Origin of the sequence: Actinoplanes sp. HUAS TT8 (genome assembly GCF_051380535.1) — a bacterium.
GTDB lineage: Bacteria > Actinomycetota > Actinomycetes > Mycobacteriales > Micromonosporaceae > Actinoplanes.
The window spans coordinates 10,015,032-10,029,939 of record NZ_CP195646.1; the positions used below are offsets into that span (position 1 = coordinate 10,015,032).

Consider the following 14,908-nt stretch of genomic DNA (forward strand, 5'->3'; position numbering starts at 1 on the left):
GGATGCCGGGCATGAGCGTGCTGCCGCCCGGATGGACCACTCGCCGCCCCACCCTCGACGACGTGCCACAGATCCTGGGGTTGGTGCACGCCAGCGACATCGCCGCGGTCGGCGAGCCCGACTTCAGCGCGGACGAGGTGCGCCAGGAGCTGACCGGCCCGAACACGGACATTGACCGGGACTGCTGGCTGGCCTTCGACGCGGACGGGGAGATCGCCGGCTGGGCCTATCCGCAGAATCCGACCGGCGGTGCCCGGGACTTCGTCGAGGTGTACGTGTGGCCGGAGCGCGGTGTCCCGGCCCAGCGCCCGCTGCTCGACCTGATCATGGGCCGGATGGCCGAGCGGGCGGCCGAGCTGGGTCACGACGTGTACACGGTGCGGGCGGGCGCGATCCCGAACGAGACGACGTACATCGAGGCGCTGACCGCGGCCGGGTTCACGTTCCTCAAGCAGCACGCGCGGATGCGGATGACCCTGGACGGCGTGTCGCCCGAGGTGCCGGAGCCGCCCGCGGGCGTGACGATCCGGCCGGTGCGCCCGGACGACGACGGGGAGATGCGGCGCTTCCATGCGGTGATCGAGGAGGCGTTCCTGGACTCGGATCACCCTTCGATGGCGTACGAGGACTGGCGGCGCCAGTTCGGGTCGGGCCCGTTCGACGAGTGGTTCGTGGCCGAGGCGGACGGCGAGGTGGCCGGGGTGCTGCAGTCGACCGAGCCGGACGACGACGCGAACGAGGGGTGGGTGCGCTTCCTGGCGGTGCTGCGGCCGTACCGGAAGCGGGGTCTGGGTGAGGCCCTGCTGCGCCGGGCGTTCGCCGTCTACGCCGGGAAGGGCCGCCCGCTGGCCGGGCTCGGCGTGGACATGGCCAACCCGACCGAGGCCGCACGCCTCTACCGGAAGGTCGGGATGTCCCCGCTCTACCGGGCGAACGTGTACCAGACCACGGTGACCGCGGCCGGGAGCTAGGCCGCGGGTCGCGGTCAGACCTCGGGGGACGCCGTCCGGGTCGGGCGGTGGCGCAGGTCGCTGACGTAGTCGTCGGGTGCGCCGGCCTTCTCGGCCGCGGTGGCGATCTCGGAGAGATACCACGCGGTGGGCAGGCCGCCCTCGTAGCCGGCGTAGACGTAGACCCACGCGGGCACCTCACCGTCGAGGGTCGATACACGCACGGTGAGTTTTTGGTACGTCCCGGCGGGCACGCCCTCGACCTCGTCGAGCTGTGAGGCATCCCACGGATGCACGTCGTAGACGGAGACGAAGACGCGGTCGCCGGGTGACTCGGCGATCGTCGTCACCGCACCCTCCCAGCCCATTTCCCCTTCTCCGGCAAAGGTCAGGCGCCAGCCTTCGATCCACCCGACCCCGACCATGGGGGAGTGCGGACAGTAGGCCAGCATGCGGGCTGGGTCCAGGTTCGAGCCATACGCGGCGTAGTGACGCACGGCGACGACGATAGTCCCAATGACGGTCGGTGAGAATATGGAACGTGCGTGTCGGCACACCCCGTGGGTTTCGAAGCGGGTTTTTCCCCTGCGGGGATGGCTCTGCCATTAATTGGAGGTCGGGGAACAGTGAGTCGGATCGTGATCATCGGTGGGGGACCGGGCGGGTATGAGGCGGCCCTGGTCGCCGCCCAGCTCGATGCCGATGTGACCCTGGTCGAGGCGGACGGGCCCGGTGGTGCCTGTGTGCTGACCGACTGTGTGCCGTCCAAGACGTTCATCGCCAGCTCCGAGGTGATGACCGGTTACCGCAACAACGACGCTTTCGGGATCCGTTCGAGCGGCCTGGACGGGGTCAGCGTCGACGCCGTGGCGGTCAACGAGCGGGTGAAGAAGCTGGCGCTGGCGCAGTCCGGCGACATCCAGACCAAGCTGGTCAAGGCCGGGGTGGACGTGGTCCGCGGCCGGGCCCGGCTGGGCGAGGACCGGCTCGGTCACACCCACCAGGTGCTGATCACCCCGGCCGAGGGCGCGGAGTACGCGGTCGAGGCCGACACCGTCCTGCTGGCCACCGGTGCCACCCCGCGGGTGCTGCCGACCGCCCGGCCGGACGGCGTGCGCATCCTCGACTGGCGTCAGGTGTACGACCTGACCGAGCTCCCCGAGCACCTGGTGGTCATCGGTTCCGGTGTGACCGGGGCCGAGTTCGCCAGCGCCTACCTGGCCATGGGCGTGAAGGTGACCCTGGTCTCCAGCCGCGAGCGGGTGATGCCGCACGAGGACGCCGACGCCGCGATGGCGATCGAGCGGGTGTTCCGCGACCGGGGGATGACGATTCTCAGCCAGTCCCGCGGCGACTCGGTGGTGAACACTGGTGACGGCGTGCGGGTGACCCTGTCCGGCGGCAAGGTGATCGAGGCGTCGCACGCGCTGATCGCGGTCGGCGCCGTCCCCAACACGAGCGACCTGGGTCTGGCCGAGTACGGGGTGGCGGTCGGCAACGGCGGCTACGTGACCGTCGACCGGGTGTCGCGCACCAACGTGCCCGGCATCTACGCGGCCGGTGACTGCACCGGTGTGCTGCCGCTGGCCAGCGTCGCCGCCATGCAGGGCCGGATCGCGATCTGGCACGCGATGGGTGAGGCGGTCGCCCCGCTGCGGCTGCGCACGGTGTCGGCCAACGTGTTCACCGACCCGGAGCTGGCCACGGTCGGCGTCTCGCAGAACGAGGTGGATTCCGGGCGCACTCCGGCCCGCCAGGTGATGCTGCCGTTGACCGGGAACGCCCGGGCCAAGATGGCCGGCCTGCAGGACGGGTTCGTGAAGCTGTTCTGCCGCCCGGCGACCGGTCAGATCGTCGGTGGCGTGGTGGTGGCGCCGAAGGCGAGCGAGCTGATCCTGCCGATCACGATGGCGATCGAGAACAACCTGACCGTGGACCAGCTGGCCCACACGATCACGATCTATCCGTCGCTGTCGGGTTCGATCGCGGAAGCTGCTCGTCAGCTGATGCAGCACGAGATTCAGTAGCCGGTTTCTCGGGTTTCCCGCCGAACAGGGCCAGGATCCAGCCGGCCGTCCCGAAGACCAGGGCCGCGCCGGCCGCGATCGCGAACAGCCGCCAGGCGGACTGGGTGACCGCGGTGCCGCCGAGGTGCCCGACCAGTCCGCCGTAGCAGGCCCAGCCGAGCGAGGCCGCGCCGTCGTATCCGACGAAGTATCGGATCGGGTAGCCGGTGCGGCCGGCGTGATAGCCGGATGCCATCCGGCCGCCGGGGACGAACCGGCACAGCAGCATCACGAGTGGGCCGGGGCGTCGCAGACCGCGGGTGAAACGCTCGGCGGCCTGCCGGGCGCGCGAATTCTCACCTTCCTCGCTCCGCGGGGCGAATCGGGCGCGTAACGCGTCGAGCCGATGCCCGGTCGAGCGCCCGAGCGCGAACGCGGCGGCGTCGCCGGTGAACATGCCGAGCGCGCCGATCAGGATCACCAGGGCCAGATGCAGGTCGCCGTAGACGGTCAGCGCGCCCGAAGTGATCATGATGGCCTGGATCGGGATGACCGGGATCAGCGCGTCCACGGCCAGGAAACCGAAGAGCGCGAGGTAGACCCACAGGGGCGAGGTCACCATCGTCAGCAGATCGGTCATCGCCGGGGCCACCTCGCGGATTCAGGGCTCACGGCATTCTCCGTGAGCGCACCTGAGAGAGCGCTGTGCTCAGCATGCGCCTCCCCGTTCCGAACCAGGCCGTGATGCCCGCCACGCTACGACCGAAAGACCCCGTACCGCCCCTGGTTTTCCAAGTGTCCACAACGGCGGGGCGTACCGTTGGGTGTGCCCGCCGGCGCCGGATCCCCCGTTCCGACGCGCCGTGGCCGCGGGCCGCCGGTAGGTCCCGTATCGGCGGCCCGCCCTTTGATTGATCATGAGCAGCTCTCGTAAAGAGCGGAAACACGTCGGCAACGAACCGCCCCTAGATTCCAGCCATGGCGGATCTTTTCGAGGAGTACCGCCTCGGCCCCGGCTGGGACGAGATGTTCTCCGAGCTCGGTGTGCCCCGGGCGAGCTACGAGGCGCTGCACGAGACCCTGCAGCCGCTGTCGAGCGCGGAGCTCGGCGTACGAGCCGAGGTGCTGGCCCGGGCGTTCCTGGACCAGGGCATCACGTTCGCCTTGAAGGGCGTCGAGCGGCCGTTCCCCCTGGACATCGTGCCCCGGATCATCGCCGCGGCCGAGTGGCGCGACGTCGAGCTGGGCGTGGCCCAGCGCATCCGGGCCCTTGAGGCGTTCCTGGCCGACGTCTACGGCCCCGGTCACGCGCTGGCCGACGGCATCGTGCCCCGGCGGATCATCGCGACCAGCGCGCACTTCCTGCGCGCGGCGGCCGGGATCAACCCGCCGAACGGCGTGCGCGTGCACGTCGCCGGCGTCGACCTGATCCGGGACGAGCAGGGCACGTTCCGGGTGCTCGAGGACAACGTGCGGATCCCGTCCGGGGTCAGCTACGTGATGGAGAACCGCCGGGCCATGGCCCAGGTGCTGCCCGAGGTGTTCGCGGCCACCCGGATCCGGCCGGTCGAGTCGTACCCGGCGATGCTGCTGCGGGCGTTGCGGGCGGCCGCCCCGGCCGGGATCAGCGACCCGACCGTGGTGGTGCTCAGCCCGGGCGTCTACAACTCGGCGTACTTCGAGCACGCGCTGATCGCCCGCGAGATGGGCGTCGAACTGGTCGAGGGCCGGGACCTGATCGTGGTCGGCAACGCGGTGGCGATGCGGACCACGGCCGGCGAGCAGCGGGTGGACGTGATCTACCGGCGGATCGACGACGACTACCTGGACCCGGTGCACTTCCGGGCCGACTCGATCATCGGCGTGGCCGGGCTGCTCAACGCGGCCCGGGCCGGGCGGGTCACGATCGCCAACGCGGTCGGCAACGGGGTGGCCGACGACAAGCTGCTCTACACGTACGTCCCGGATCTGATCCGGTACTACCTGAACGAGGAGCCGCTGCTCCCGAACGTGGACACCTACCGGCTGGACGACCCCGGAGTGCTCGAACACGTGCTCGACCACCTGGACGAGCTGGTGCTCAAACCGGTCGACGGGGCCGGTGGGGCCGGGATCGTGATCGGTTCCCAGGCGATGCGGCACGAGATCGACGCCGTACGCGAAAAGATCTTGAAGAATCCTCGTGGCTGGATCGCGCAGCGCGAGGTGAAGCTCTCCATGGTGCCGACGCTCATCGGCGACCGGCTGCGCGGGCGGCACGTCGACCTGCGGCCGTTCGCGGTCAACGACGGCGAGAAGATCTGGGTGCTGCCCGGCGGCCTGACCCGGGTGGCGCTGCCGGAGGGCGCCCTGGTGGTCAATTCCAGTCAGGGCGGCGGCTCCAAGGACACCTGGGTGCTGGCCTCGCCCGACGACGCCGTGCCGTTCGAGGTGCCGGATCGGCCGGCCGAACCGGCGCCGCTACCGACCGCGAGCCGCCCCGATCCGGGCCCCGGGCCGTCGCCGGCCGAAGAACAACAGCAGCAGTGAGGGGTGGGTCGTGCTGAGTCGCATCGCCGAATCGCTGTACTGGATCGGTCGCTACGTGGAACGCGCCGAGGACACCGCCCGGATCCTCGACGTGCACCTGCAGCGGATCCTGGCCGACCCCTGGACCAGCGAGGACTCGGCCTGCCGATCGCTGTTCGGGGTGATGGGCATGACCGTCGAGGAGGGCCCGTTCACCTCGGCCCGGGTCATCGAACTGCTCGGCCTGGACCAGAGCAGTCCCAGCTCGGTGGTGGGCGCGCTGGCCGCCGCCCGGGAGAACGCCCGCGGCTGCCGCGAGATCATCTCGGCCGACCTGTGGGAGTGCCTGAACGCCACTTACCACGGACTCGCCCGCGCGCCCGGCCAGGTCGAATCGCAGGGCGTGCACGCGTTCTTCCGCTGGGTGCGCGACCGCGGCGCGGTGATGGCCGGGCTCACCGACGCCACCATGAGCCGGGACGAGGGCTGGATCTTCCTGGTGCTCGGCCGCAACATCGAGCGCGTCGACATGACCGCGCGGCTGCTGCGCACCCACGAAAGAGCGGGCGGCAGCATCCCGAGCTGGCTGACCCTCTTGCGGTCGTCCGGGGCCTGGGAGACTTTTTTGCGTACGTATCGGGGCGCGCTCGACGACCGGCACGCGGCCGAGTTCCTGCTGCTGGACCGGCTGTTCCCGCGCTCGGTCTTCGCCGCGCTGTCGGTCGCCGAGAGCTGCCTGGCCGACCTCGAACCCGACCCCGGCCGGGCCGGCGTGGCCACCGACGCCCAGCGCATCGTCGGACGGGCCCGCACCGGTCTGGAGTTCCGGGGCGCCGACGAGCTGGTCAGCGACCTGAACGCGGTGCTGGTGAGCCTGGAACGGACATGTTCGCAGGTCAACGAGGCGGTCTCGCGTCGATACTTCCGCCAGACCTCGGCGGTCAACTGGGTGTCAGGAGCGGTGGCGTGACCTCATCGGTCGACAGTTGGCGACTCAAGATCGAACACAAGACCGGTTCGGCGTACGGCGGTCAGGTGTCCTCCTCGTACAACGAGGCGCGGATGTGGCCCCGCAACGACGCCCGCCAGGCCGTGCTCGACGCCAAGGTGGAGGTGTGGCCGCCCGCGCGCACCTACCGGTACGAGGACTACTGGGGGACCGTCGTCACCGCGTTCGACGTGCACGCCGGTCACGAGGAGCTGACCGTGTCGGCCTCCTCGACGGTCGAGACGCTGCCGCCGGGGGATCTGCTGTCCGAGGGGACCTGGGCGTTCGACACCGACCGCTGGTACGAGCTGCTGCTGCCGACCACGCGGACCCGGCTCGACGCGTCCCTGGAAGCGATCGTGGCCGAGCTGCGCGCCCGGCACGACACCCCGCAGGCGGCGGCGATGGCGGTCTGCGAGTTCGTGCGGGCCGAGGTGGCGTACGTGCCCGGCTCGACCGGCGTCCAGAGCGACGCACTGCACGCCTGGGAACAGCGCAAAGGCGTCTGCCAGGACCTGAGCCACCTGGCCGTGGGGATGCTGCGGGCGCTGGGGCTGCCGGCTCGCTACGTCTCGGGCTACCTGCACCCGAAACCGTCGGCCGAGATCGGCGAGAGCGTCGTCGGGCAGAGCCACGCCTGGGTGGAGTGGTGGGCCGGACGGTGGACGTCGTTCGACCCGACCAACGGGGTGCCGATCGGGCTGCGGCACGTGGTGGTCGGGCGCGGTCGCGAGTACGACGACGTGCCGCCGTTGAAGGGCATCTACGCCGGCCCGCCCAGCACCGGCCAGAGCGTGGAGGTCACCATCACCCGCCTACGCTGAGGCATCTTGGCAGTGACTAGTTATCCTGGTTCGGTGACCAGGCAGAGCTACCACCACGGTGACCTCCGGAAAGCGCTGCTGAAAGCGGCCGCCGAAGCCATCGCCGACTCCGGCGTCAACGCCCTGAGCATGCGCGACCTCGCCCGCCGGGCCGGCGTCTCGCACGCCGCCCCGGCCCACCACTTCGCCGACAAGGCCGGCCTGCTCACCGCGCTCGCCACCGACGGCTTCGAACGCCTGACCAAGGCGCTGGCCACCTCGCGGCTGGCCAGCAACAGCCTGCTCGAACTGGGCGTCACGTACCTGCGGTTCGCGCTGGCCGACCGGGCCACCTTCGAGGTGATGTTCCGGACCGACCTCTACCACGCGGCCGACCCGGAACTGCTGGCCGCGCGGCGGCAGGCGGCCGACGCGCTCTACGCCGGCATGACCGACCTGCCGGACGCGCCGCTGGCCGGCCCGACCGCGGCGAGCCCGGCCCGCCCCGCGCGGGAAGGCACCGCCGAGCTCGTCTCCGATGAGGTACGCGAGGTCGGGCTGGCCGCCTGGTCGATGGTCCACGGCTTCGCCACGCTGTGGCTGAGCGGCGCGTTCCCGGAGAGCACCCAGGAGGATCCGGAGGAGGCGGCCCGGCAGATCCTGGGCCGCGTCCGCCAGATGGGTTAGTCGTCGATCGTGCAGACGACCGCGCCGGCGGTGACCGTGGCGCCGACCTCCAAGGACAGGCCCGCGACGGTGCCCGACTTGTGGGCGGAGAGCGGCTGCTCCATCTTCATCGCCTCGACGACCACGATCACGTCGCCCTCGTTGACGACGTCACCGTTCTGCGCGGCGACCTTGACGATGGTGCCCTGCATCGGCGCGGTCAGGCTGGCGCCACTCGCGGTCGTGGCGGCGGCGGCGCCCCGGGGGCGGGCGGTCCGCTTTTGCTGGGGGGTGGCTCCGCCCGTACCGGAAATCAGGTTTTTGGGAAGGCGGACCTCGATGCGGCGGCCGCCGACCTCGACCACGACGGTCTCGCGTTCGGCGGCCTCGCCGCCGGCGGCGGCCGGGGCGCTGAACGGCGGCACCTCGTTGTTCCACTCGGTCTCGATCCACCGGGTGTGCACGGTGAACGGCTCGCCGGTGAACGCCTCGTCGCGCACGACCGCCCGGTGGAACGGCAGCACCGTGGCGATGCCCTCGATGACCGTCTCGTCCAGCACCCGGCGGGAACGTTCGAGCGCCTCCTGCCGCGTCGCGCCGGTGACGATGATCTTGGCAAGCATCGAGTCGAAGTTCCCGCCGATGACACTGCCCGCCTCGACACCCGAATCGACCCGTACGCCCGGCCCGGACGGCCAGGTCAGCGCCGAGACCGTGCCCGGCGCGGGCAGGAATCCGCGGCCCGCGTCCTCACCGTTGATGCGGAACTCGATCGCGTGCCCGCGCGGAACCGGGTCCTCGGTGATCGGCAGCGGGTCGCCCGCCGCGATCCGGAACTGCTCCCGGACCAGGTCGATGCCGGCGGTCTCCTCGCTGACCGGGTGCTCCACCTGCAGCCGCGTGTTGACCTCCAGGAACGAGATCGTCCCGTCCTGCCCGACCAGGTACTCCACCGTGCCGGCGCCGTAGTAACCGGCCTCGCGGCAGATCGCCTTCGCACTCTCGTGGATCTCGGCGCGCTGCTCGTCGGTCAGGAACGGCGCGGGCGCCTCCTCGACCAGCTTCTGGTGACGGCGCTGCAGCGAGCAGTCACGCGTGCCGACCACCACGACATTCCCGTGCGTGTCGGCGATGACCTGGGCCTCGACGTGCCGCGGCCGGTCCAGGTACCGCTCGACGAAGCACTCGCCGCGACCGAACGCGGCCACCGCCTCCCGCGTCGCGCTCTCGAACAGCGCCGGGATCTCCTCGATCGTGCGTGCCACCTTCAGCCCACGCCCGCCACCGCCGAACGCCGCCTTGATCGCCACCGGCAGCCCGTGCTGCTCCGCGAACGCGACGATCTCACCGGCGTTCTCGACCGGATCCGGCGTGCCGGGGACCAGGGGCGCGCCGGCGCGCTGGGCGATGTGCCGCGCGGTCACCTTGTCCCCGAGGTCACGGATCGCCTGAGGGCTGGGCCCGATCCAGGTGATCCCGGCCGCGATCACTGCCTCGGCAAAGTCCGAGTTCTCCGACAAAAACCCATACCCAGGGTGTACGGCGTCGGCTTCAGCCTTTTTGGCGATCTCCAGCAGTTTGTCGATTCTGAGGGACGTGTCGGCGGCGGTCTCGCCGTCCAGTGCGTACGCCTCGTCGGCGAGCCGGGCATGTGGCGCGTCGCGATCACTGTCGGCGTAGACGGCGACGCTGGTGAGGCCGGCGTCCTTGCAGGCCCGGATGACCCGGAGGGCGATCTCGCCGCGGTTGGCGATCAATATCTTCCGCACGGCTAGAGCCTAACGGCAGTTCAGTGCGGCGTCGCGGCCCCTGTGAGTGCTTCTCGTGTTCTTGCCTCTCCGATAGGCAGCCTCTAGGCTGCCTATCGTGGTGCGTGGTATGGACGAAGTGTTCAAAGCGCTGGCCGACCCGAGCCGCCGGCACCTGCTCGACAGCCTGAACCGGCAAAACGGGCAGACCCTGCGCGAACTCTGCTCCGGGCTGGGCATGGCCCGGCAATCGGTGAGCAAACACCTGGCCCAACTGGAGGCCGCCGGCCTGGTCACCACCAGCCGGCGCGGCCGGGAAAAGCTGCACCACCTCAACGTCGAACCGGTCAACGCCATCGCCGACCGCTGGATCAGCCGATACCACCGCGGGCGCGTTCAAGCGCTCGCCGACCTGAAAACCGCGCTGGAGGGAACACCGATGAGCTTCGTCTACACCACGTACATCGCGACCACGCCGGACAAACTCTGGCAGGCCCTCACCGAGCCGGCCTTCACCAGCCAGTACTGGGGAGTCGAATTCGACAGCGACTGGCAGGTCGGCTCACCGATCACCTGGACGGTCGGCGGCCTGGACATCTCCGACCCGGCTCAAGTGGTGCTGGAATCGGTGCCGGGGTCACGCCTGTCGTACACCTGGCACACCTTCACCCCGGAGTTCGCGGCCAAACACGGATTCTCCGACGAATGGTTGAAAGCGGTCACGGCCGAGGGCCGTTCCAAGGTGACATTCGAGATCGAGCCGATGGGCCGCCTGGTCAAGCTGACCGTCACCCACGACGACTTCGACGAGGGCAGCACGGTGCTGGAGAACGTGAGCCAAGGGTGGCCGTCGGTCCTCTCCAACCTGAAGACCTACCTGGAGACGGGCTCCCCGCTACCGACGGAATAGCCCTCGTCGCAGGTCCTGGCCGCGCCGCTTTGTCGTTTTTGCCTAGCGTGTGTGGTCCCGGAGCCGCCCACAATCACGGGCGGCGGAATCACACGATCGGTCAGTTCCGCCAGAGTGTGGTGATCGGAACATCCATCTGCGCGAGCAACGTGCGCAACAGCGGAAGCGACAGCCCGATCACGTTCCCGGGATCACCCTCGATCCGCTCCACGAACGCCCCGCCCCGGCCGTCAAGCGTGAACGCCCCAGCCACCTGCAAAGGCTCCCCGGAAGCGACATAGGCCTCGATCTCGGCATCGGTGACGTCCGCGAAGTGCACCACAGTCGTACCGACCGCCTCCGCCTGCCGCCCACTGACCAGCCCGGTCAGATGATGCCCGGTGTGCAGCACCCCGGACTTACCCCGCATCGCCATCCACCGCTGAGCCGCCTCCCGCGCATCGGCCGGCTTCCCGAAGATCTCCCCTTCGAAAGCCAGCACGGAGTCACACCCGAGCACCAGCGCCCCCGGATCCGCCGGCAGTTCAGCCGCCACGGTCCGCGCTTTCATCCGCGCCAACGCCAGACTCAAGGTGTACGCGTCCTCGGCCTCCACGACGCTCTCGTCCACCCCACTGACGATCACCTCAGCGTCGATCCCGGCCCCGGTGAGCAGTGCCCGCCGAGCAGGGCTGGCCGACGCAAGAATCAGCCGGTACGCGTTGTCACTCTGCACAAAAAGTGAGACTACAAGCCCGCGCCACCCAAAAGTGCACGCAAGCCCCATCTTCCACCCACAAACCCAGCAATCCCCCGGCCCCGGCCCGCCCCGAAGACCCCATCCCGCAACTCAAGTCCGCCGACCCCACACTGCATTTATCCCAGCCCGGGCCGCGTATCTGCATCAACCAGTGCCCAGCCCGCACCTCCGCCGCTCGTGGGGCCATGCGTTCCCCGCTCGCCTGTGCCGAGTTACGCGTCGGCCTGCGCCGAGCCACGTATCTTGCTCGTTCCGAGCCATACCCCTTCCCGCTTGCCTGTGCCGGGTCACGTGTCGCGTCTGCGGAGTTGCGCGCCTTGCGTATGCCGAGCCGTACTTCGTGACCGTCGCGGCAGGCCGGTCGCGCTCGCTGTCCCGGCTCCCGCCCTACAGCTGCTCACGATTCCGTCGCCTAGTTGCCAAGAAAGCAACAAACACCCCACCAGCCAGCATGGCCGCAATCCCGCTGAGCAGCCCAACCTTCAGCTGGTTGCCCTTGTCTAGGGGCTTATCCGCTACCCCTGTCGAAGCGGCCTCCGAACTGCTCACACCCCCACCATCCGGCGGCGGGACATCGGCAGTCAGCGCCTTAATGATGTTGAGCACCCCATAACCGCACTGCTCATCCCATCCGGGCGGTCCAATATCAGTTGCCGTGGCCGTGAGTCGATGAATAACCTCAGGTGCCGACAAGCTGGGAAATTTTGCTCGGACTAGCGCCGCTGCGCCAGAGACAATTGCAGTCGACGCTGAAGTGCCTTCGACGATTCTGTAAGAAGAGTTTAGGCCTGTCGTTACTATTTCAGTTCCGGGTGCGCAAAGCCCTACGTTAGATCCAGGTATAGAGAAGTCTGCAACGGCTCCATCCTTGCCGATCGCCCCGACTGCAAGAACTCCTGGAAGTGCTGCCGGGTAGCCGATTTTGACGGCTCGAAAATCGTTCCCCGATGCGGCCACTACTACGATGTCTGCATCGATTGCCGAGGCGACGGCCTGGCTGATTTCCTGCGACGGGCCACTTCCGGACGAGACATTTATGATCTCGGCTCCGCTCGCGATAGCAAAAGATATGCCAGCCGCAACTTTCGGCTCGAACCCGGGCCCGTTGGACGTCTTTATTGGTATCAACTTCGATTCTGGGGCTATGCCGAGAACGCCGTCACTCTGGCCATGCCCATGGCCGACGATTATTCCGGCCATCTCGGTGCCGTGGCCGACTTTGTCGTTTTCTAATGGATCCGTCCCGCTTTCTATTAGATCAACCCCGCCGCTTAAGTTGCTCTTGAAGTCCCGGTGGCTACGTATTCCGGTGTCGGGCAGGGCGATTGTTATTCCGGCGCCGGTGCTGATGGAGTGAGCCTCTTTGATCGAGAGGGAATCCAAAAACCATTCAGAACTGCGCACTTCGTCTTCTTTTGTGAAGTTGACCGGAGGAAGTGTTGTGATCAGTGCAATGGCGAGGAGAAGGTGGCGTTGAATCTGCATTCTGATCATCTTATGGAAGCCCAATGGCGGGACCGGGGTCGATGTCTCTTTTCTCTGGTGGGAGAAGAACGGGAGCTACGCCTTCTTCGGTTTCCCACGGGTAATCTGGATCCCAGCGGTTTCTATTACCCTTGCCTTCGGATGATTTCGATGTCCGACCCGATCTTATGGGTCCTCCAAGTGTTCCGGGCTGGCCGATAACGCCACCTGCGGGATTTATTCGCTGGGGATTGGATGCGCTTGCGCCGGGCTGGGCGCTACGCGTACCGGTAGGATTGCCGATTACTCCGCCGGGAAAAGAGCCCTGAGTTTTGGCGAGCGGCGACTCCAGAGGCGTGGTTGCTCCGAGGGTAATTTTTGACGTGCCAGGTATCGAGGGTATTGGTGCGACTGGGGTTATTGGCAGCGAGCTAGTTCCGCTCGCCGGGTATCCTCCCGTATTCCCGGGTGGCGTTGATGGGTTTATGGGTGGGGCCGGGGCTGTGATTTCGCTAAGGATCGGCCCAGGCGTAGGTGACGTGGATAAGCCCGGCGGTGGAGTCGATGCTATCGGTTCGTGCGTCGGAGAGTTTGGCGTGGGCGTAGTTGAAGTATTGGGGCTGGAGGTTATCGCCTCTGCTTTTGTGGAGCTGCCGTCCACGGAAGGCTGACCAATAACAGTGTTCTTGGATTGATGAGTGGCGGGCCCTGATGGCGAGTTGAATTCGAAGGGGGTTCCAATCTCGCTGTTGTCTGCAAGAATGTAGCGCGGAGGCGTGGTGATGTTTAGCTGGGCCTGGGCCAGGTCGGTGCTCAAAGCAGACATCACCCCCTGAGCCTGCACCTGCAACTCGAACTGCCGAACCTCCGCCGCCGTCGGTGGGTTGGGGGCGATGAGCCGGTATTTGCCGACGACCTGTTTGTTGGCCTGCAATTTCCGGGCGTACGCCTCCAGGTCCTGCTGGTTCGCCAGGTGCGCACGGTAGATCGACTCCAGCTTCACCCGGGCCCCGACCAGCGCGGAGGTCGCGGCGCCCAGTGCGCGGTGGTTTTCGACGGTGGCCTGGTAGGTGTTGCTCAGATGGGTGATCAGGTCGTCCAGCCGGTCCAGGTATTTTTCGGCGGCTCGGCTCTTGTCCGGCGGCCAGGCTTCCGCCAGGTTGTCCCGGTATCGCTTCACCCGGGAGAGGTGGTCGATCAGCAGTTCGGCGGACTGCAGCCAGGTGAGCAGCAGGTTTTTGTGTGCTGTTCCGTCGTGGGCGGCCAGCATGGACCACATCTCCGGAACGGTTTTCTGTGCCCAGTCCGTCCCGCCGCCGTTGTCGAAGTCTGCGTACATCAGGCTCCTCCTTTGGGCGGCGAGGGTTCCGCCGCCGGGTTGAACGGGACGGATTTGTCGCCGAAGGCGCGGGCCAGGGAATCCGAAGGCGCGGAGGTGGGAGGCGGTGCCGGGGGCGCGGATGGCGGTAGCAGCCCGGCGGTCACCAGCGCCGATTCCACGTCGCTGAGGCGGGCGCGGGCGAAGGCATCCGACCCCCGATACATCCCGCTGACCTGTTCAGCAGCCTTCGCGAACCCGTGGGTGCCGTTGGCGAAGTTGTAGATGTTCTGCTGACAGGTGTCTTGGGCCGATGCCAGGACTGTCGTGAAGGCGTGCAGTTCGCCGAATTGGCGGTCTGCTTCGGGGAGGCCGGCCAGCATCCGGTTCGCCAGGGTGTCGGCGTGCGGCGCGTAGTGGTCGTCGACGTCGGCCAGAAGTTTTTTGGCGAAGTCTTCCATCGCGGTGATGTCGGCCGAGATGTGACCGTCGTCGCGCCAGAGGTCGTCGTTGGGAGCCACGCAGCGAGGCTAACCGCTCACGTCACGCTATATCGACCCCTGTGGAAGGAGCCTGTGGACAGACTAGTGGCGGGGGAGGGCGGACGACTTCCAGGAGCGCGCGCCGGCCGACGGAAGCCCTGATCGGATCCAGTCTGAGCTGGCCCGAGGCGGGGTTGAGGAATTGACCGAGGTGGATCGGACTGCGAGGATGGCGACCAGAGCGGCCAGCTCATGATCGTCTAGGCTTCCACGTACGACTCCGACCAGCGGTTCCTCATTCATTGGCCGAGCGTACGACGGGTGCC

At 68.0% G+C, this 14,908-nt stretch carries 15 protein-coding genes; 7 read left to right on the forward strand and 8 right to left on the reverse strand.

Annotation, left to right across the window (positions count from 1 at the left end; genetic code table 11):
• The first annotated feature begins 11 nt into the window (after positions 1 to 11).
• Complete coding sequence (locus ACSHV8_RS44705; protein ID WP_436526335.1) at positions 12 to 971, forward strand: GNAT family N-acetyltransferase; 960 nt, start codon at positions 12 to 14, stop codon at positions 969 to 971.
• Positions 972 to 985: 14 nt separating this feature from the next.
• On the opposite strand, the gene ACSHV8_RS44710 is transcribed toward ACSHV8_RS44705, so the two are convergent.
• Positions 986 to 1,447, reverse strand: a complete 462-nt coding sequence (locus ACSHV8_RS44710; RefSeq protein WP_436526336.1) for a gamma-glutamylcyclotransferase — start codon at positions 1,445 to 1,447, stop codon at positions 986 to 988.
• A 129-nt stretch (positions 1,448 to 1,576) separates the two neighbouring features.
• Between ACSHV8_RS44710 and ACSHV8_RS44715 the strand changes: the two genes are divergently transcribed.
• Positions 1,577 to 2,977, forward strand: a complete 1,401-nt coding sequence (locus tag ACSHV8_RS44715) for an NAD(P)H-quinone dehydrogenase (protein ID WP_436526338.1) — start codon at positions 1,577 to 1,579, stop codon at positions 2,975 to 2,977.
• Here the strand turns inward: ACSHV8_RS44715 and ACSHV8_RS44720 are convergent.
• Entirely contained in the window at positions 2,904 to 3,596 is a 693-nt protein-coding gene (locus ACSHV8_RS44720; RefSeq protein ID WP_436526340.1) for a DedA family protein, read from the reverse strand. The two genes, ACSHV8_RS44715 and ACSHV8_RS44720, sit on opposite strands and share 74 nt — an antisense overlap.
• A gap of 338 nt (positions 3,597 to 3,934) precedes the next feature.
• Here ACSHV8_RS44720 and ACSHV8_RS44725 point away from each other — a divergent pair, with 338 nt between their 5' ends.
• The 4 genes from ACSHV8_RS44725 to ACSHV8_RS44740 are packed head-to-tail and all read left to right on the forward strand — an operon-like array spanning position 3,935 to position 7,942.
• The gene (locus ACSHV8_RS44725) at positions 3,935 to 5,485 is read left to right on the forward strand and encodes a circularly permuted type 2 ATP-grasp protein (RefSeq protein ID WP_436526342.1); all 1,551 of its coding nucleotides are present in this window, start codon (positions 3,935 to 3,937) and stop codon (positions 5,483 to 5,485) included.
• Between the two features lie 10 nt (positions 5,486 to 5,495).
• Positions 5,496 to 6,434: an alpha-E domain-containing protein gene (locus tag ACSHV8_RS44730; protein ID WP_436526344.1), complete on the forward strand. Its 939-nt coding sequence runs from the start codon at positions 5,496 to 5,498 to the stop codon at positions 6,432 to 6,434.
• On the forward strand, positions 6,431 to 7,276 hold the full coding sequence (locus ACSHV8_RS44735; RefSeq protein WP_436526346.1) for a transglutaminase family protein: 846 nt from the start codon (positions 6,431 to 6,433) through the stop codon (positions 7,274 to 7,276). The genes ACSHV8_RS44730 and ACSHV8_RS44735 overlap by 4 nt, the downstream gene beginning before the upstream one ends.
• 33 nt (positions 7,277 to 7,309) lie before the next feature.
• Positions 7,310 to 7,942, forward strand: a complete 633-nt coding sequence (locus ACSHV8_RS44740; protein WP_436526348.1) for a TetR/AcrR family transcriptional regulator — start codon at positions 7,310 to 7,312, stop codon at positions 7,940 to 7,942.
• Here ACSHV8_RS44740 and ACSHV8_RS44745 read toward each other — a convergent pair.
• The gene (locus ACSHV8_RS44745; RefSeq protein WP_436526350.1) at positions 7,939 to 9,690 is read right to left on the reverse strand and encodes an acetyl/propionyl/methylcrotonyl-CoA carboxylase subunit alpha; all 1,752 of its coding nucleotides are present in this window, start codon (positions 9,688 to 9,690) and stop codon (positions 7,939 to 7,941) included. The genes ACSHV8_RS44740 and ACSHV8_RS44745 overlap by 4 nt on opposite strands.
• Positions 9,691 to 9,799: 109 nt before the next feature.
• Here ACSHV8_RS44745 and ACSHV8_RS44750 point away from each other — a divergent pair, with 109 nt between their 5' ends.
• On the forward strand, positions 9,800 to 10,579 hold the full coding sequence (locus ACSHV8_RS44750; RefSeq protein WP_436526352.1) for an ArsR/SmtB family transcription factor: 780 nt from the start codon (positions 9,800 to 9,802) through the stop codon (positions 10,577 to 10,579).
• Between the two features lie 100 nt (positions 10,580 to 10,679).
• Here the strand turns inward: ACSHV8_RS44750 and ACSHV8_RS44755 are convergent, their stop codons facing one another.
• The 5 genes from ACSHV8_RS44755 to ACSHV8_RS44775 form a co-directional block, all read right to left on the reverse strand.
• Positions 10,680 to 11,294, reverse strand: a complete 615-nt coding sequence (locus ACSHV8_RS44755; RefSeq protein ID WP_436526354.1) for a Maf family protein — start codon at positions 11,292 to 11,294, stop codon at positions 10,680 to 10,682.
• 411 nt (positions 11,295 to 11,705) lie between these two features.
• The gene (locus tag ACSHV8_RS44760; RefSeq protein ID WP_436526356.1) at positions 11,706 to 12,803 is read right to left on the reverse strand and encodes a S8 family serine peptidase; all 1,098 of its coding nucleotides are present in this window, start codon (positions 12,801 to 12,803) and stop codon (positions 11,706 to 11,708) included.
• 10 nt (positions 12,804 to 12,813) lie between these two features.
• A complete protein-coding gene (locus ACSHV8_RS44765) occupies positions 12,814 to 14,121 on the reverse strand; it encodes a hypothetical protein (RefSeq protein WP_436526358.1) in 1,308 nt (435 codons plus the stop codon).
• Positions 14,121 to 14,621 (reverse strand): hypothetical protein, encoded by a 501-nt coding sequence (locus ACSHV8_RS44770; RefSeq protein WP_436526360.1) that lies wholly within the window; start codon positions 14,619 to 14,621, stop codon positions 14,121 to 14,123. Before ACSHV8_RS44770 ends, ACSHV8_RS44765 begins: the two co-directional genes overlap by 1 nt.
• A gap of 63 nt (positions 14,622 to 14,684) precedes the next feature.
• Positions 14,685 to 14,885: an acyl-CoA carboxylase subunit epsilon gene (locus ACSHV8_RS44775; RefSeq protein WP_436526362.1), complete on the reverse strand. Its 201-nt coding sequence runs from the start codon at positions 14,883 to 14,885 to the stop codon at positions 14,685 to 14,687.
• Positions 14,886 to 14,908: the final 23 nt, after the last annotated feature.